General features: G+C 35.8%; 16 protein-coding genes and 3 pseudogenes. 6 read left to right on the forward strand and 13 right to left on the reverse strand.

Annotated elements, in window-relative coordinates:
• Positions 1 to 149: 149 nt before the first annotated feature.
• From H3Z85_18115 to H3Z85_18125, 3 genes are all read right to left on the reverse strand, one after another.
• On the reverse strand, positions 150 to 1,070 hold the full coding sequence (locus H3Z85_18115) for an ABC transporter ATP-binding protein (protein QPQ51218.1): 921 nt from the start codon (positions 1,068 to 1,070) through the stop codon (positions 150 to 152).
• 348 nt (positions 1,071 to 1,418) lie between these two features.
• Entirely contained in the window at positions 1,419 to 2,390 is a 972-nt protein-coding gene (locus H3Z85_18120; protein ID QPQ51219.1) for an iron ABC transporter permease, read from the reverse strand.
• Positions 2,391 to 2,414: 24 nt separating this feature from the next.
• Positions 2,415 to 2,975: a TlpA family protein disulfide reductase gene (locus H3Z85_18125; protein QPQ51220.1), complete on the reverse strand. Its 561-nt coding sequence runs from the start codon at positions 2,973 to 2,975 to the stop codon at positions 2,415 to 2,417.
• A 33-nt stretch (positions 2,976 to 3,008) separates the two neighbouring features.
• Here H3Z85_18125 and H3Z85_18130 point away from each other — a divergent pair.
• Positions 3,009 to 4,132, forward strand: a pseudogene (locus H3Z85_18130) (ferredoxin--NADP reductase).
• Positions 4,129 to 4,746 (forward strand): YdcF family protein, encoded by a 618-nt coding sequence (locus H3Z85_18135; GenBank protein ID QPQ51221.1) that lies wholly within the window; start codon positions 4,129 to 4,131, stop codon positions 4,744 to 4,746. The pseudogene H3Z85_18130 and the gene H3Z85_18135 overlap by 4 nt, the downstream one beginning before the upstream one ends.
• Here H3Z85_18135 and H3Z85_18140 read toward each other — a convergent pair.
• A pseudogene (locus H3Z85_18140) lies at positions 4,743 to 7,342 on the reverse strand (BamA/TamA family outer membrane protein). The gene H3Z85_18135 and the pseudogene H3Z85_18140 overlap by 4 nt on opposite strands.
• Between H3Z85_18140 and H3Z85_18145 the strand changes: the two are divergent.
• Positions 7,328 to 8,053, forward strand: coding sequence for an RNA methyltransferase (locus H3Z85_18145; protein ID QPQ51222.1), 726 nt, complete (start codon positions 7,328 to 7,330; stop codon positions 8,051 to 8,053). The pseudogene H3Z85_18140 and the gene H3Z85_18145 sit on opposite strands and share 15 nt — an antisense overlap.
• Positions 8,054 to 8,158: 105 nt before the next feature.
• Here H3Z85_18145 and H3Z85_18150 read toward each other — a convergent pair whose 3' ends face one another.
• The 5 genes from H3Z85_18150 to porQ form a co-directional block, all read right to left on the reverse strand.
• Positions 8,159 to 8,659 carry a phosphoribosyl-ATP pyrophosphatase gene (locus H3Z85_18150; protein QPQ51223.1) on the reverse strand — a complete coding sequence of 167 codons (501 nt, stop codon included), beginning with the start codon at positions 8,657 to 8,659 and terminating at the stop codon, positions 8,159 to 8,161.
• A gap of 3 nt (positions 8,660 to 8,662) precedes the next feature.
• Positions 8,663 to 8,971: a phage holin family protein gene (locus tag H3Z85_18155; protein QPQ51224.1), complete on the reverse strand. Its 309-nt coding sequence runs from the start codon at positions 8,969 to 8,971 to the stop codon at positions 8,663 to 8,665.
• Positions 8,972 to 9,051: 80 nt separating this feature from the next.
• On the reverse strand, positions 9,052 to 9,402 hold the full coding sequence (locus H3Z85_18160) for a YtxH domain-containing protein (protein QPQ51225.1): 351 nt from the start codon (positions 9,400 to 9,402) through the stop codon (positions 9,052 to 9,054).
• Between the two features lie 94 nt (positions 9,403 to 9,496).
• The gene (locus H3Z85_18165) at positions 9,497 to 10,171 is read right to left on the reverse strand and encodes a (d)CMP kinase (GenBank protein ID QPQ51226.1); all 675 of its coding nucleotides are present in this window, start codon (positions 10,169 to 10,171) and stop codon (positions 9,497 to 9,499) included.
• A gap of 83 nt (positions 10,172 to 10,254) precedes the next feature.
• Complete coding sequence (porQ, locus tag H3Z85_18170) at positions 10,255 to 11,247, reverse strand: type IX secretion system protein PorQ (GenBank protein QPQ51227.1); 993 nt, start codon at positions 11,245 to 11,247, stop codon at positions 10,255 to 10,257.
• A 167-nt stretch (positions 11,248 to 11,414) separates the two neighbouring features.
• On the opposite strand from porQ, the gene H3Z85_18175 reads away from it, so the two are divergent.
• Complete coding sequence (locus H3Z85_18175; GenBank protein ID QPQ51228.1) at positions 11,415 to 12,122, forward strand: UMP kinase; 708 nt, start codon at positions 11,415 to 11,417, stop codon at positions 12,120 to 12,122.
• A gap of 262 nt (positions 12,123 to 12,384) precedes the next feature.
• Here the strand turns inward: H3Z85_18175 and H3Z85_18180 are convergent, their stop codons facing one another.
• Positions 12,385 to 12,639 (reverse strand): hypothetical protein, encoded by a 255-nt coding sequence (locus H3Z85_18180; GenBank protein QPQ51229.1) that lies wholly within the window; start codon positions 12,637 to 12,639, stop codon positions 12,385 to 12,387.
• Positions 12,640 to 13,178: 539 nt separating this feature from the next.
• Between H3Z85_18180 and frr the strand changes: the two genes are divergently transcribed.
• Together frr and H3Z85_18190 are read left to right on the forward strand one after the other, a co-directional pair.
• Positions 13,179 to 13,733, forward strand: coding sequence for a ribosome recycling factor (gene frr, locus H3Z85_18185; protein QPQ51230.1), 555 nt, complete (start codon positions 13,179 to 13,181; stop codon positions 13,731 to 13,733).
• A gap of 223 nt (positions 13,734 to 13,956) precedes the next feature.
• The gene (locus tag H3Z85_18190; protein ID QPQ51231.1) at positions 13,957 to 15,015 is read left to right on the forward strand and encodes a ketoacyl-ACP synthase III; all 1,059 of its coding nucleotides are present in this window, start codon (positions 13,957 to 13,959) and stop codon (positions 15,013 to 15,015) included.
• Between the two features lie 99 nt (positions 15,016 to 15,114).
• Here H3Z85_18190 and H3Z85_18195 read toward each other — a convergent pair whose 3' ends face one another.
• The 3 genes and pseudogenes from H3Z85_18195 to H3Z85_18205 form a co-directional block, all read right to left on the reverse strand.
• Positions 15,115 to 15,900 (reverse strand): hypothetical protein, encoded by a 786-nt coding sequence (locus H3Z85_18195; protein ID QPQ51232.1) that lies wholly within the window; start codon positions 15,898 to 15,900, stop codon positions 15,115 to 15,117.
• A gap of 134 nt (positions 15,901 to 16,034) precedes the next feature.
• Positions 16,035 to 17,491 (reverse strand): annotated as a pseudogene (locus H3Z85_18200) (LptF/LptG family permease).
• Between the two features lie 109 nt (positions 17,492 to 17,600).
• Positions 17,601 to 18,248, reverse strand: a complete 648-nt coding sequence (locus tag H3Z85_18205) for an outer membrane lipoprotein carrier protein LolA (GenBank protein ID QPQ51233.1) — start codon at positions 18,246 to 18,248, stop codon at positions 17,601 to 17,603.
• Positions 18,249 to 18,260: the final 12 nt, after the last annotated feature.

An 18,260-nucleotide genomic window follows, 5' to 3' on the forward strand; every position in this document is an offset into this window, starting at 1 on the left:
TTACCCAAATTTAATAAATATTATGCATGCATAATATTTATTAACGTTAAATTTTGTTAATAGATTGATAATAAACGGATTAAATTATATGACAAGCATAATACTATGCATGCATAGTATGTGAAATAATCAAATAAAAGCGTTGATTATTAAATGTTTTCGATTAAAATTATGATTTCTTCAAAAGATTCACATTGGTATTCCGCGGAATTGTTGGTGATCTCCCAAAAGGTATCCTTAAATTCAAAATTAAAGGAAGAAAGGTCTTTTTGAAAGTTTTTCTGAAGTAAAGAATACAACATTTCTTTATGGACCGGCGGTGCAGAAATATGGGGAGGGATAAATTTTTCATTAACTTCAAATAATGAAGGATTCGTCAGCTCTTCGTGCTGAAGAAGGAGGTCTTCTACAATTCCTGTATAAAGCTGTTTATCTTTTACGTACCATATTTTGTCTGCAAATTCTTTGGCAAGTCTCCAGTCGTGAGAGGAGAATAAAATAATTTTATTTTGCTCTTTGGCTAATCGTCTTAGTGTTTTAAGAATGATGATTTTGTTCTTTTCATCAAGATGGGTGGTGGGCTCATCTAAAATAATAATAGGAGAGTTCTGGGTAATAGCCCGTCCGATAAATGCTTTCTGAAGATTACCATCCGAAAGATTTTTCAGCAGCGTATACCGGTATTGACTGAGATCAAGTTCCTCAATAATATGAGCAACCTCTTCCCGGTCTTCTTTTTTCAATTCAAAATAAAAAGGATAGTAGATGTATTTTCCCAGAGAAATGAGGTCTTCAACAGTATAATGCTGTGGAATGACCGATTTTGAAAAAACAATAGCAATATTCTCTGCAACTTCTTTTACAGAAAGACTTTTTATATTTTTTCCATTGATTGAGATCTCTCCCTGAAGTAATGGAGTCTGATGTAAAATAGATTTGATCAAAGTTGTTTTTCCTACACCGTTGTTGCCAATCAACAAACAAACGTCACCTAGCTTTAAATCTGCAGTGGCATTAGAAATTAATGTTGTATTGTAACCGATATGGGCTTGTCTGATCTGTAAGTGCATGTCTGATGTTCGCTAAAACGCAAAGGCGCAAATTGTTTTACAAAAATACAGTTTTAAGCCGCATGGAATTTGACAAAATAAAAATTTTTATTCTGTTTTTTAATTTATAAATGATGGCAAATTAAATATAGTATAATGTAATGCCACAAAATCACGAATATATTTCCTTATATGATTTCATTTTTTTCGACCGGATAGGTACATAGAATTTATGCATAGATAATTTTATTCGCGGATTAGTAGCAACATATGATCGGTTTACATCTGCTGAACATATTGATTTTCTTGCGTCTTAAAAGCAAGATTTTATTTAAAAAAGCTTTACGTCCTTTAGTTTCAACTAAATGATTATACTCTGTTCTGTTTCAAAAGCATTCCCAGGATTACAGGAATTCCAAAAACAGAACTGATCACATTTAAAGGAATCTGCGTCTTTTCTGCAATAATTGAGAAAAACAACATAATCAGCATTCCCAGAAACATATTAAGAATCCATTGTTGCCATAGTTTGGATGGATTGTACACCAGTCTGCAGAAATGAGGCACGATAATTCCAATAAATAGGATAGGACCTAAAAATGCTGTAATAGAAGCAGAAAGTAAAGAAGCTGCGACAATGATCAATAATTTCAGTTGTTTCAGATTGACGCCCAGACTTTGTGCATATGCAGTGCCCAGAGAATTTCCAATCAAGGGTTTTATGGTTTTAAAACAGAAAAAAAGTCCTGTGAATACCAATATTGACAAGACATAAATCTGGTTTCTGTTGACCATATTATTGGCTCCGAAGGACCATAGAATATAATTTTTAAGGCTTTGATTTTCAGCATAAAATTGAAGTAACGAAACAATTGCTCCGGCAAATGCAGATACCAGAAATCCAAAAATAATCAGGTAAGATTTATCCTGGAATTTATTGGACATTGATAACAGAATAAGCATGAGGACAAGGCTTCCTCCAATGGCTGATAGGCTTAAGAAACTATTTTGAAGAAATTCCGGCAGCAAAATGTCATGGGAAAAGAAAATATAAAATGCTACCGACAAACTGGCTACCGAGGTGATTCCCAGGATATCCGGCCCTGCCAGCGGGTTTTGAAAATACTCCTGCATCAAAAAACCGGAAGTAGGAATTGAAATTCCTGCAAGAAGCATAACCAGTACACGGTTGATCCGGATTTCTGCAATTTGGTTCTGTGGGGAATTTTGAAAAAAATCTATGATATCTAAACTTAAAAATCCTGTGTTCAGATTGATAACTGCACCGATAATGATTGCAATAACTAATAATAGACACAGGATTTTAAACCTTTTTGACATGATTCGGAAAGAAGTCTGTATAGATTACTTTAAAAAAGAATCAATCTTGGAATTCAACACTTCTTCAGTCATCATTCCCAGATACTCATCCGTTTTGTCTCCTTTTCTCATAAAAGTAAAAGGAATCGATCCTCCGTCCCATTGTTTGAAATTACTGGAAAAGAAGGTCGGGTCTATTTTTTGTCCGTCTAACAGGATAACATTTTTCCCCAGGTTATTTTCTACGACAAAGTTTTTTACTGAAGTATCCCACTCGGATTTATCATCAAGATTTACGAAGGTGAACTTTACAGGTTTACCTTGCAGCTCCTGCATTTTGTTTTTGAAACTTGGGATCTCTCTCATACAAGGACCACACCATGTAGCAAAAAAATTAGTGACATATAACGTATCGTTATTTTTAGCTAAATGCTGGCCGACGTTTTCAGGAGAATGTTCTTTCGGTACATATGTATCAGCTTTATTATCTGTATTTTGGGTTACAGAAAGGGAATCTGTTGTTGATTGGGCATCGTTTGTCTTAGCGTCTTTTTTACAGCTGTACAATGCAGTTAAAATCAACGTGGATAAAATTATCTTCTTCATAAATTATTTTTTATCTATTTTTGAATTGAAGTTATGGAACAACAAATCTACAAAGGGAAACTTATACAGTTTCATCCGTTAAAAATAGCGAAAAAGGAAGAGCTGACCAAAAATACTTTTTCTCTGGAGTTCGAAATTCCTGAGAATTTAAAAGAAAATTTTAAGTTTGAAGCAGGGCAGTTCGTGAGTGTGAAATTTCAATCTCATGGTAAAGAGGTTATTAATGACTATTCAATGACTTCGGCACCCTACGAGGGGAAAATAGATCTTGGAATAAAGGTAAATTCTATTGATGGAGCTACTTCGCAGCTATTCAGGAATTACCAGGTGGGAGACGAATTGCTGATAAGCGAACCCGCAGGCAGATTTACCATAGTCTCTAAACCAAGTGAGTTTAGAACGATCGTTGCTTTTGCGGCAGGCATTGGAATTACCCCCATATTAAGTCATTTTAAAAACATCCTTCATAACGAACCACGCACAAGATTGTTTTTATTTTTTGGAAACAAGAGTTCCGATGAGCTGATATATCGTGATCAACTGGACAATCTGGCACGGACAAATGGTGACAGGCTTCAGATTTTTTATTTTTTCTCACAAGAAAAAACAGCTGATCAGTTTTTCTATGGTAGATTAGACGAAAAGAAATTAAACTTAATCATTAACCAGATTCTTCATCTGGATGATACTGATGAAGAATCTACCATCTGGGATGCCGTTGATGAAGTACTGATATGCGGAAAAGGAGAAATGATTAAGACCTTAGCCAACGCTTGTTACCATCACGGAATTCCTAAAAAAATATTCATTTTGAACTTTTTGAAGAATATAATGATGATATTTATCCTGTTGAGAAAGAATTTCCGCTTATTGAAGATATTGAGGTGAAGTTTACTATGCTGGGGAAAGAATACAATACACATCTCCCTGATAATAAGGATCGGATTCTGCAACAGCTTTTAATTCAAAAATTTCCTGTGCCTTATTCATGTAAATCCGGAATTTGCGGCAGTTGTGAATGTTCTCTGGAAGAAGGAGAAGTGGAACTGTTGGAGAATGAATATCTTACGGAAAAAGAGGAAGCGCAGGGGCATATACTGGCTTGCATGTCTATTGTGAAAAGTAAAAAAATAAAGCTTAACTTTGATCTTAGTTGAGAATTATTAGGAACATATTCAATTTAGGTTTAGTGTCATTAGAGTTGGGAATTCTGATGATATGTTTCTGTAATGTCTGGGTTTTCGGGCTTACGAATGGTCGTACCTACACCAAAATATCTAAAATTCCTCCCAGAGAGATTGCCCTTGTTTTAGGAACTTCTCCTAAGATGAGATCAGGATTATCAAATCCTTATTTTACCAAAAGGATGGATGCGGCAGCTCTTCTTTATCACCATGGAAAAATTAAAAAAATTATTGTAAGCGGAGAGAAAAGCAAAGGCTATAATGAACCGGCTGCCATGAAAAATTATCTGGTTTATCAGGAAGGCGTTCCCGGAGATATTATCATAGAAGATCCGAAAGGCTTTAATACGTACAAGAGTATTCTTCGTTGTAAAGATGTCTACAAAAAGAAAAATGTAATCATTGTATCACAGGGATACCATAATCTGCGTGCCTTATTTTTTGCAAGAAATAATGATATGAATGCTTTGGGGTTTGATGCTCAGGATGTCAATAAACCTGAAAGCTTTTACAGAAATCAGGCGAGGGAAATCCTCGCCCGTGTGATTGCTGTAGTATATTTTATTCTGGGTGTTTCTCCGGATTAGAAAGGATACCCGAAGGCAATATTAAGTGTTGGTTTGAAAGGCTGAATGTTTTTGATTCTCCAACGATCTCCTTCAGCTTTGTTAGGATCATAGATTTTATAGGCAAAATCTAATCTTAACGTAATATAAGCTACGTTTACCCTTAATCCAAATCCACTTCCGATACCCATTTGTCCCAGGAATTTATTGAATTTAAAGACATCGTTATGTGCATCATTGTGATCACGAAGACTCCATGTATTTCCGATATCGGTAAACAACGCCCCTTCATACATACTGGTAAAAGGAATTCTGTATTCAATATTGGTGGTGAGCTTAATATCGTTGGTCATATAAGTACGCACTCTTTCGTCCACCTGAGAATCTGCAGGACCTAATCCCCCAAAGGCAACCCAGGCTCTGATATCGTTTGATCCACCATTGAAATAGGATTTGATAATAGGCATATCATCAGAATTCCCATAAGGAATACCTACACCGACAAACTGTCGCAGAACCAATGTCTGGTTACCATTGAATTTGAAATATTTTCTGGTATCAATATCAAATTTTACATATTGTGCATAAGGGATTCCGAAGATTGTTTTTTGAGGACCCATAACAACTCCGCCGTCATTACTTCTTTTATTGAAAAGGCTTAGGATATTACCTGCCAGCTCAACTTTTCCATTGAAGTAAAAGGCATTGGGATATTCTTTTTTACCAATCTCATTGTATACAAAGTTGTAGATCATGGATGAAATAAGCACATCCTGAGTTTGCCTTTCTTTGTTAATAAGACTCCCTCTGAAAGTTGACAAAAGGTCAAGCCCCTGCTGACCAAGAGTGGCACGATACGTGTCATCGGTAATGATTCGCTCGGATAACTGATCCATCGACACCGCCCCAGATTCATAAGCTGTTTTGGCTGCGGGATCATAAGCAAAATAACTGTTAAACGCTTCATCTCTTACCAACATGTCGTTCCTGAAATAGTCATAGTACGCATTCTTATTCTTCGTCAAACTGATCTGTGTATTGAATAAGGTCAGCTTATGGTAAACCTGTTCATTTACATTCGCCTGGTAGTTCAATCCTGTATTAAAGTTTAATCTTCCGAGACCGATGTTATTTTGTATTGAAGCTCCCAGCAAAATGGATGAAGTGGGTGTATATCTTTTAGGGATAAATTTATAATAATTAAAAGGCAGCAACAGCCGCGGGAAGTTTAAGGATGCCTGGGCAGATAGTTCATATGCCAGCGTTCTTTTATCAATATCACCTGTACTCCTGATAGAACCGAATGTCCCGGAAAGACTGGTGGAAAGGTTTTCCGCACCTCTGAAAACATTACGGGTCGTAAGATCTACAGAAGGAGAGATTCCAAGATTCAGAATCTGGGAATAATTAAGATCCGTTCCTACTTTAAGTTCATACTTCGGAAGTGGTTTTAATACATATAAAACATCTACAATACTGTCGTTAGGCGTGGTCATTCCTCCCTGTCTCAAGGAGTCTCTTGCTTTTACGATGCTGAAATTGTTCATGGTCATAAGATTCCTCTTCGTCACATCCAGTTTCTGCTGATCAAAAAGCTGTTTATTATCTACAATGATAGCTCTCCATAGTGATGATGATTTATACTTATCATTCATTTTATGGAATCGTATTCTTCTCAAACTGTCTTTAACAGTATTTTTGGGGTAATCGCTTGCTTCATCTACAATCGCAACGTCGATATTTCCGAAAGTAGCTTTTTTATAAGGGCGGTCCAGTGAGTCTTTATGAATTTCCAGGGTAACCGGAACCTGTTTTTTACTTTTCAGCGAATCGGCGACGAAATATATTTCGTCATTGGAACTGTTGAACCTGTAATACCCTGATTCCCTCATCAGGTCTGTAATTCGGGTCACTTCCTTTTCAAGAGCTGTTTGGTCAAGGATTTGTCCGGCTCTTACAAGGGTTTTATCAATATGATCATTATAAATTTGTTTTATTCCCTGATCAGGAATATTAAAATAATAATCTTTGATATAAGTAGGATCGTTGTGTCTGATGATATAATCTACTGTTGCCTTTTTAGAAGCGGAGTCCAGTTTATTGTTAAATTTAACATCACCATCCCAAAACCCTCTGTAGACGAGTCTTTTTTGATAGATTCCGCACTTTTTTCTGTTCGCCCCTGATCAAGAATAACAGGCGGAGTACCCCAATTGTGTAATAAACGGTCAAAAAGAAGGCTTTTTCCTACACTGCTTTTCATGTTGTATTTAAGGAACAGAGAATCTCTCAGTTTCTGATTTCTCATTTCCCCGGGATACGTCATATACTCATTAAGGACCGTATCATATTTAGGATTGGCCATATTGTAGAAAAGCAATCCTAAGGGCATGAAGAGAAGCTGCTTTTTATTAGGCTTCTGTTGTACGTAATCTTTTAGTTCATCATCAAAAAATTCTCTTTTGTCTTCGAAGTCGAAATTGTTCCTGGTAAGGAGATATTCACCGTTCGGAACTTTTTTTGTTGTACTACAAGCATAAAGGAGACCAACAAATGTTGCAAATGAGATAATTTTATAATATTTTTGAGGAGAATTCTTAAAATGCTTACAGCTCATACAATAAAAGTTTTACAATCTTTAGATAAAAAGAAGTTCAGACAAAAATACAATTTGTTTTTGGTTGAAGGTAATAAAATCATTTGTGAACTTTCTAATTCCAATTTTAAAGTTAAAGAAATATTCTCAACCGATCCGCAAAAATTGGACCGTACAGACATTCCCATCACTCATATCTCTGAAAATGAGTTGAAAAAAATCAGTTTTTTAAAAACCCCAAAAGATTCTGTTGCAGTATGTCATCTGGCTGATGATGAAAGATTGGAGGATAAAAATATTCAGTTGGTTCTGGATGGTATTCAGGACCCCGGAAATTTAGGAACTATTATCCGGTTGGCAGATTGGTTTGGGATAGAACAGATCATCTGCAGTGAAGACACTGTGGATTTTTACAATCCGAAGGTAATTCAGGCTACCATGGGATCTTTTACCCGGGTAAATGTGGTCTATACAGACCTTGTAGAGTATCTTTCAACAACTCAGAATGTAAATATCGGAACCGATATGGAAGGGGAAAATATCTACACTTTTGAAAAACCTGAGAAGATCAACCTGATTTTAGGAAATGAAGGTAATGGTATGAGGCCGGAGACGGAGACGCTTCTTCAGAAAAGTATCAGCATTCCGAGATTTGGAAAATCGCAGTCTACAGAAAGTTTAAATGTTTCGATGGCTGCGGGAATTATTTTAGGACAGTTATTTTCAAAATAAACTTCAGATTTCAGATATCAGATTTCAGACTTTTAACAGGTTGGGGAAAAATTAATTACTCAACCGATACATCCGGAATCTGATGTCTGACATCTATATAAATTGTTATATCAATTGTTCCATACTGGATACACTTTTATTTTTCTGATACACTTCCATTTTCTTACGGACATATTTCAAGGCAATAGGAGCGAGGTATATTAAAGCTACCCCTATCAGTTTTTTCTTCCAGTTAGAGCTTTTCATATTCTTTTTGGCGTAGTTTCCTACCAGGGCAGTAACACCGAGTTTAACCAGGCTGTCTGTGATATTTCCTCCTTTGAAGGCAGAGCTGGCAATTCCTACTGCTGTATTTTTACTGATCAGCAGATCTTTTACTTCCGAGGTAAGCTGTTTTGCAATGACATCTTTTCTTAAAACTACTTTTTCATCACCGTCTTCATCCACTTTTTCCTGAAGATACTGATCACTTAAACCATTGGTAAAAGCACTCAGACTCTCTTTGGTATTTTTAAAAGTAAGAAGATTCTCCAGATCACTTATTTCACCCTGAAGCAGTTTTTTCTTTCTTCTTAATTCTTCAATGCTTTCATATTTTCTGCCCATAGCTTAATGATTTAAAAATTTAATAACCTGATCTGCAACAGTATTGACGATTTTATTTTTGAAAGCAATAACGAAAGCCATTACCAACGCATAAAATGCAGCAACAATTAAGAATCCGTAGGAATAATTATCCAACGCCTTACCGATAAGGAAAGCGACTCCAAAATTGAAAAGGATAATAAAAAAAGCAAAAGCAACAAGCAGTACTACAAAGTAGGTAATGAGCCCTGCCGAAAGAGAAGATTTTTCAGTAGCTTCAATTTTCAGAAGATCTATTCTCTTCGAGGCGTATTCTTTAATAGTTTCTATCATTGTTTTTTTTTAAAGTTACAAAAAAAGGAACTTTTATGCAAAAGTTCCTTCTTGTAATTTACTTAAAGAAGATAAATTACTTATTTTTTTAGATCGTTAAGTTCAGCCTCTACATCCTTTACTACATCAGCTGTTTTAGAAACAATCTGATCTTTGTACTTGTCGTATCCGTCTTTCACAGTATGTGCTACGTTATTCGCTGTTTCTTTGAAAGTAGAAGAAATATTGCCATACTGGTCTTTTACCTTTTCAGAAACCTCTCCATACTTATTTTTAGCCTGATCTTTTAAATCGTTTGTTTTATTTTTGATTTTTTTTCTGGTTTCTTTTCCTTCTTCAGGTGCATATAAAATTCCTAAGATTACACCTGCTGCAGCACCTGCAAGAAGTCCTGCCAATATACCTGCTGTATTTTTTCCTTTTCTAGACATTTTAAGTTTTTTAAAATTAATAATAGATTAGTTTTTTCAGTAATAAAACTTACAATTTGTATACCAAAGGAGGCTTTATGCCTATTAAAAATTGTTAAATCTTTTGAATGTGGGATAGAATAAGTTCTATAGTTTCTTCCTTTGTCAATTCAGAATTATCAACAACTATAGCGTCCTCTGCCTGCTTTAAAGGGGCGATTTCACGCTCACTGTCTATCTTATCCCTGTCGATAAGGTTTTGTTTCACCTGCTCTCTGACAGCCTCAATCCCCAGGCTTTTAAGTTCAAGAAACCTTCTGTTTGTTCTTTCATCAATACTGGCAGTAAGGAAAAATTTATAGTCCGCATTTGGCAGAACTACTGTCCCTATGTCACGTCCATCCATAATGACACCTCCTTTTTCTGCCAAAGAACGCTGAGATTGTAATAAAAAACCTCTGACTTCTTTTTGTTTGGCGACAAGGCTTACATTTTCGGATACCAGATTGGTACGGATTTCCTTAGAAATATCTTCGTTGTTAAGATAAAGAACGAGTGTTCCTTCACTGTTTTTAAACTCAAGATTGATGTTGCTGAAAGAAGAAAATAGTTGGTCAAGATCGATCTGACCATTGTCATTCAGGCAGTGTTGCAATGCATACCAGGTAACTCCTCTGTAAAGTGCTCCCGTGTCCATATGAATAAGTCCCAGCTTATCGGCAATGATTTTGGAGATAGAACTTTTTCCGGTAGACGAGTACCCATCGATAGCAATTACTGGTTTTTTCATACTGCAAATTTCAAGATTTTTTTTAAAAAATCAAGAGAAGGCAAGAAATTTATTACTTATTCTAAGATTTTCAGAGAGATAAATTATTCTCCAGCATGGCTTGAAAGGTCCATGGAAACTCCTATCTGATTGACATTGGATGAGTTGTGATATCTCACATGAGCATAATCGATCCGGAACCTCGAAACTTTAATTCCAAATCCTGCCGAAAGCCCTGAAAAGTTTCTCTGATCCGCCACAGCAAGCTCATTTCCTCTTTTTACATTGTATCCGAGTCTGATATTGAAGCTTTTTTCCGGGAATAACTCTGCCCCTAAAGAGAAGTGGTCGGCAATCTTTCTGCCGGCATTCACTTTCTGACCTTCAACATTATATTCGGAAGAAATGTCGAACTTCTGGAGATCATGGGCTGTAACAGTAATAGCTAAAGGGAAATTTTTTAAAGTTTTGGTATATCCAAGATCAATTCTGAATGGAAGATTTTCGCGCACTCCATTGAATGATTTTAACTGGAATCCGAAATTTCTCAGAACAAGGGAAAGAACTTCTTTGTTTTTTTTGTTGTGATAGGTAACCCCTGCAGTTCCTGAGATGGCAGAAGAAGTATAATTATCAATTTTTGAAGTCACAAAATTAAGACCCCCACCGATCGTCCAGTCTTCTTCAAACTGGTAGGCATATCCTGCACCGATGGCAACATCTGAAGCTTTGAAGTCTCCATTCTGAAATCCGCTTTCATCTGTTCTCGGAATACTTCCGTAACTCATATAACGGGCATTGATGGTAGCCATGTGACCATTTTCAAAGTCTTTGGCATAGGCAATGGTACCGTATTTTGAATCAGCAAGGTATGCCGTGGCGTTTACAGAAAGCTGTTTATCAGAGTCTTTGTTTAAAAGGGACGGGTTTGCAATAGCAAAGGAAACATCAGAATCTCTTACAGAAATCGCATCTCCTCCAAGGGCTGCTTGTCTTGCAGAAACAGGTACATTTAAGAACGGATAAACATTTGTTCCTGTTTGCGCATAAGAAACAATTCCAGATAGAAATAATGAAAAAATGATAATTTTCTTCAATTCAGTTTATAATTAATGCAAAAATAATCCTTTTTCGTACTTTTCAAAATATTTCTGACATTATTTCTAATTAAATATTTTTCTTCTATCAATATCTTTAATGATTATATTTGCAAAATCAAATTCTGGGGAAACCCATCCTAATAAAAAGTTACTAAAAATAAAAGATGAAATATAAAAGAATCCTTTTGAAACTGAGCGGTGAGGCCTTAATGGGGAACAGACAATACGGTATTGACAACGAAAGACTGCAGGAATATGCTGCAGAGATCAAAAAAGTAGTTGAAAAGGGCTGTGAAGTTGCTATCGTTATCGGAGGTGGAAATATTTTCCGTGGCGTAGCAGGTGCTGCAAAAGGAATGGATAGAGTACAGGGAGATTATATGGGAATGCTGGCTACCGTGATCAACGGAATGGCATTGCAGGGAGCATTGGAAGATGCAGGTATCAAAACCAGACTTCAGTCGGCAATCGAAATGGATAAAGTTGCTGAACCTTTCATCAAAAGAAGAGCAGTAAGACACCTTGAAAAAGGGAGAGTCGTGATCTTCGGGGCAGGAACAGGAAACCCTTATTTTACAACCGATACAGCTGCCACTTTAAGAGCTATTGAAATTGGAGCAGATGTGATCCTTAAAGGGACAAGAGTAGACGGAATCTACGACAGCGATCCTGAAAAGAATGCAGATGCTGTAAAATACAATTCATTATCTTTTGATGAAGTATATGCCAAAAACCTTAAAGTAATGGATATGACTGCCTTCACCCTGAGCCATGAAAATAAATTGCCTATCATTGTATTCGATATGAATAAAGATGGCAATCTTGAAAGAATTGTAGATGGGGAGAATGTAGGTACTTTAGTTGATTTGTAAATAATAGATGATGAGATCTGGAATAGTACATCGGTACTGTCTTCAGAATGTCATTCTTTTAATTATATAAATTAGGCAATGCTTTTCAAGCATTGCCTAATTTTTTTGCCGCAACCTTACAATGGCTACGTGATTATCAATATGTAGAATAAACTGTTTCATTAAACGAAATTATACAATACACCACTACCGATTTTTACTGCTATTCTTTCATTTACTCTTATTCAGTGTGGGCATATAATTTTTAATAAACTGGATCCCCCTATATTTGTAACTGTAAATTAGCATTGTCGGGATCGGCTGCCAGACTCAACCCGGACAGAATTTTATGCCCTAAATAAAATAACAAATGAACTGAGTCTTTTGGGATGCGAACCTGCAGGTTGTAAGAATTAATCATTTCATATTTCCACTTATATAATGCGCAATGATTCATCATTTCTTGTAAATCTCTATTTAAAAGCGCAAGTGTTACAGTAACTTCATTATCGTATAATTCTTCGTGAATTGGTTCCATTGCTAGTTTTAAAATGTTTTTTATGCATTATCAAGCAATATGCCACAGTAGGGGCTAAATGGTTGATGTGGTATTATTTTTTTGAAGAAATTTTTATTTTATAAATACGTACCACAAAAAGAGTGATTTCCTTAAACAGTGACCTTGTTGGCATATGCATTGCTAATGTTAATGCAGGTTTTTAAGAGAAACTTTATTTAACACCACATCACTTTTATATATTTCATTTATCACTTTCCTCCTTCGGGAGGTTTTTTATTTATATTTACTGCTCTCTGATAAGAAATGAAAAGGAAAAGACACATAACAACCGATAATAAGCCGTGGGCAACCTTTCCGGGTTCCTGTAGAGTATAAATGAGTGAGAAGTTAAAAATTGGGAAAGCCGATGTACTGAAATATCGAAAACAATTATTATTTTTGCACCACTGAATAGTAAAAATAGTGGAAAGGACTTAAAAAACAAAGGTTTTGAATAGTTAGCTATTTGATTGTCAGTATGTATTAAAATGTGTAATTTATCAAACTATCAAATAATAATGGAAGAATTAGATCTTATATTAGAATCTGTAAAGCAGGACATGGACGCAGCTGTAAAGCACCTGGATCATGCATTTCAAAGAATTAGAGCGGGACGTGCTTCTACCTCTATGGTTCAGGATGTAATGGTGGAATATTATGGAGCTATGACTCCTCTTAACCAGGTTGCGAACGTTTCTATTCCAGATGCAATGACTATTTCTATTCAACCTTGGGACAGAACAGCAATCAATGCAATTGAAAAAGCAATCATCAATTCAAATTTAGGCTTTGCGCCTTCTAATAACGGGGAAAATATCATTCTTAATGTTCCGCCTTTAACAGAAGACCGAAGAAGAGAATTGGCGAAACAGGCTAAAGTAGAGGCAGAGCAAACAAAAGTAACAGTAAGAAACGCGAGACAGGACGGTTTGAAAGAGCTTAAAAAGCTAGACGGAGTTTCTGAAGATGTTGTAAAAGGTGTGGAAGAAGAAATTCAGACATATACCGATAAATATGTAAAGCTTTGCGATGAGCATCTTAAGACAAAAGAAGCTGAAATTATGAAGGTATAATTTTTCAGTTTTTTGAAAATATATCACGAGAGGTTTCCCAAAAGGAAGCCTCTTTTTTATTCCCATCTTTAGGCAAAACGAAAGTTGTTATGTGAATCATTTTATTTTTTCGCATAATGGCCCGAACGATTATAATATATTGACAAGTATTGACGTTAATTCATTATATTTATAAAATTATTCCTGCAAAACCTTATTAAAACAGGAAGTTAAACATTAAAGGATGACAAAAATTATTGGTGTGGGGAACTACATTCCATCTGAAACGATCACAAACCTGTTTTTTGATAAACATATTTTTCTAAATGAAAGAGGAATATTATTAAAAGAAAACAATGCGTCTATAACAGAGAAATTAAAAAAGATCACCGGTATTGAAGAGAGAAGATATGCTAACAATACTCAGGTTACTTCAGATTTAGGATTTATTGCTGCCCGTGAAGCCATCGAAAATGCAAAGATTGATCCCGAAACATTAGACTATATAATATTTGCCCATAATTTTGGTGATGTCCGTTTCGGAACTGTTCAATCAGATATGGTTCCAAGCCTTGCAGCACGAGTGAAACATTTACTGGGAATCAGAAATAATTTTTGCGTTGCCTATGACGTTTTGTTCGGATGTCCGGGTTGGATTGAAGGGGTAATACAGGCCAATGCATTTATTAAAGCGGGAATTGCAAAGCGCTGTCTCGTTATTGGAGCAGAAACGCTTTCGCGTGTTGTGGATATTCATGACAGAGACAGCATGATCTATGCTGACGGAGCCGGTGCGGCGATTTTGGATGCTAACCCTGATGATGAATCAGGCATAAAGTCTCATCTGTCAGCTTCCTATACATTTGCTGAGAAGGATTATCTGTATTTCGGAAAATCATATAATAATGAGAAATGTCCTGATACAAGGTATATTAAGATGGATGGAAGGAAAATATATGAATTTGCCCTTTCCAATGTTCCTGATGCTATGAAAAAATGTTTTGACAGCAGTGGCTATTCTATTGATCAATTAAATAAGATCATTATCCATCAGGCTAATGAAAAAATGGATGAAGCTATCGTTGACAGATTTTACCAACTGTATGGAATGAAAGTTCCTGAAAACATTATGCCTATGGTGATCCATAAACTGGGTAATAGCAGCGTGGCAACCATTCCGTCTTTGCTGACGATGATTTTACAGGATGAAATGGAACATCATAAAATCAAAAAGGATGATGTGGTCCTGTTTGCTTCGGTAGGCGCTGGAATGAATATCAACGCCTTTGTTTATAAGTTTTAGGCTTAAGATTAAAAATAAAAAAGAGATTCACCATTGAATCTCTTTTTTATGATTACCTAAAATATAAGGCTTTTTAATAGGTGTTCGTATGACTGGATTTTATTTACAATTTTCATTATAATCATAGATCACTTCATTCACCAATGATAGCTTATCAGTCATTGTGTTACTTATTTCATCCCGGATAAACTTTCCAAGTCCCGTTCTCTTTTTTTCTTCATTCTTCAGAGATCCGTATTCGCCTTTTGCCATTTTACCTTTTGCATAAGGACAATCTGCAATAATAATTTTTGCTTTTGAAGGGGTAAGCTCTTCTGCTTTTCCTCCTTTTTTGGAATAAATATAATTGGGATTATTAATTAACCGGTCGGCCTCTGCCTGTGAGATTGCATATGCTGTATTGGCAGTGACTGATGTCGGGTAGCCATACAATTTATACACCGTGATTTTACCATCCATCACGAGCTCTGCAAATTGAGACGTCCTCGAAAGGTTGTTAAGGGCTTTAAACCCTGCACCTATTCCTGTGGAGCTTTCAGATCCTATAAGGGCTTCTCTGGTATTCGAATATTTTACAGCTTTGAAAATTCTGGGATTGTCACCTTCGTAGATCATGTACTCTTTGATCTCATCAGCGTCGTACGTCTTATACTTGATCCGGTTTTTTACCTTATCAATATCGGCAACAGCAGCAAATTTTACTTTCAGCTGATTTTGCCACGGGCTTACAGAACTTCCGTTAAGGCGTACAACCCCTTCAATCTTTTTTCCGGATTGATCAATTATATATCCATATTTCTGGCCATTGTAAGTATCTGTCTCCTCCTGCGCGTACATATTCACGGAAAGAAAGCTAAAGAGGCCCATCAGTAGTAATTTCTTCATGGTTATTTTTTTAATGTACGCAAAGATAATTTTTTATATTTAAAATCATAATAGAAGATAATTTTTAAATATAAACCAAAAGAAGTCCGGAATTTTCCGGACTTCTTTATTATTTTAAGTTAATCGTTCATGTACTATTGATATCTCTGATGCTCTTTATTTTTTACAAACAATTTAACAATCGGTTTAAAGAATGCCTTATATTTTTCAGCATCAAATAATTGAGAATCGGTCAATGCCTTGTAGGTCATCCAAACTCCAAAAGGGAGAAGAATCAGGTTAGGAAGCCACGCCGCCAGATATGGATTCATTTTTCCACTCCATGACATGTTTTCCACTCCTACATTCAATACATAAAATACGATGAAGATCACAATAGCTATAATCACAGGAAGGCCCATACCTCCCTTTCTGATGATAGATCCTAAGCTGGCCCCGATCAGGAAAAAGATGATACAGGTTACAGAATACGACACAATTCTCTGTTGATAAATAACAATTTTACTAAAGTATTTTACGTTGGTGCTGAATTCATTCTTTCTTGATTCCAGTGATGTTTTCAGGTTGTCGAGTCTGTTGTAGGAATTATAGATGATATCCAGTTTTTTAGTTCCTTTTACAGTATCCAGTTTTATCTGGGCTTTGGCAGCGACCTTAGCTTTATTGCCCTTATCCATATAGCTGATAACTGAATTGGTCTGGCTTAAAACATCATTTCCGATGTTGGTAAAAAACTGTTCATTTTCCTTTTTGCTGGTAGCGATCGTTTGATTCAGCTGATTATAAGTCTGAAAGCGGTAATCATCCGTAATTTTCTCCTCTTCGATAGCTTTATTGATGATCTCACTAATGTTGAAGTGAGAAACCAACGTGTCGAATTTGATAGACTGATCGGGTTGTTTTTGTTTCACCAGATCACCTCTTCCCGCAAAATTATCCTCAAAGATATAGCCGTTATACAAAACCAGTTTCAGGAAATTTTTGTTTGTAGCAGGAACAAACTTTCCTTTTTCTGCAACCACGGATTGCTGGTTTTCGTAAGAACTTGCTTTTTTATGGACAAAAACACCTTCTATATTTTCCCCGTTTTCACCATATATTTTATCAAACTTTACCATATATCCTGGAATCTGGTCGATAAATTGCCCCGGAGTAAAATTGATTGCAGGCTTTGTTTGGGCAATATTGAACAGCATGTTCTTTGCCTTTTTCTGAAAATCAGGAATAATATTGTTGGAGAAAAAGAAGAGCATAATTGCCAATATGGTAGCAATACCCAATAAAGGAGTCATTACCCTGGTCAGAGGAATTCCTGCAGCTTTCATTGCGGCAAGCTCATAGCGTTCCCCGAACTCTCCGAATGACATAATACTCGCCAAAAGAATCGTAAGCGGGAGAACCATACTGATAACATTTACCCCAAGGTAAAAAGAAGTTTAAGGATTTGCCAGTAGCTTAATCCCTTTCCCATAAATTGTCCCAGTTGAACCCAGATAATGTTTACAATAAAAATGAAAAACAATACGCTGAATATAAAGAAAAACGGTCCAAAGAAGGTTTTTATGATATATCGGTCTAGTATTTTTAACATGCGCCAAAATTAATCAAAAAGCCACAAAGTTTACTTGTGGCTTCTTATATTTTGTTATTTTTTTAACGTTAAAAGCAAATTTACCCGTTGTGGATTCGCTATCAGGTTTTTAAAGTTCCGTAATGACGTAGTTTTTAAACTTATTCTTGTCAAACACAAACATATTAGGATCCAGTTCCTGATTTTCCTTGTATTCTTTGATAGCGATTACTGCAACATCTTTATTGCTTCCGTGCTGCTCAAGCTTTACCATTTGCTTTTTGGCGGAATCTACAAAAAGATAGACATATTTTATTCCGTTTGACTTTACCGGAGTAAGCTTAATGAAATCTGCATTCACACCGTTTACTGTTTTCTTACCATTATACGTTACATTATAGTCGTTTCTATAAGTGCTCAGGTAATTGATAGGGGAGAAGAGGGCACTGCTTCCGTTAGGCTTTGCTATCGTTACTTCCATATCATCGGCGTTGATGTTATAGATTTTATTTCCGTCAAAGATCTGTTCGGTATCCATGATCTTTAATTTATACTTATCTCCGGCAGAATAATAAATACCGGGTTCAGTTTTGGTTACCTGCTCGTTCAGACCGCTTCCAAAAGAAAATTTGAAGTAAGAATTCTTTTTAGATTTATAGTTGGCTGTAATATCATCTAATATTTTTTTAGCCTTTGCATCAATTTTCTGGGCACTTGCCATACTTACCGCACCTACAACGAAACTTCCTAATATAACTTTTGAAATAATATTTTTCATTTTACTAATAAT

The sequence above is a fragment of the Chryseobacterium indologenes genome, from assembly GCA_016025055.1.
Taxonomy (GTDB): Bacteria; Bacteroidota; Bacteroidia; order Flavobacteriales; family Weeksellaceae; genus Chryseobacterium; species Chryseobacterium indologenes.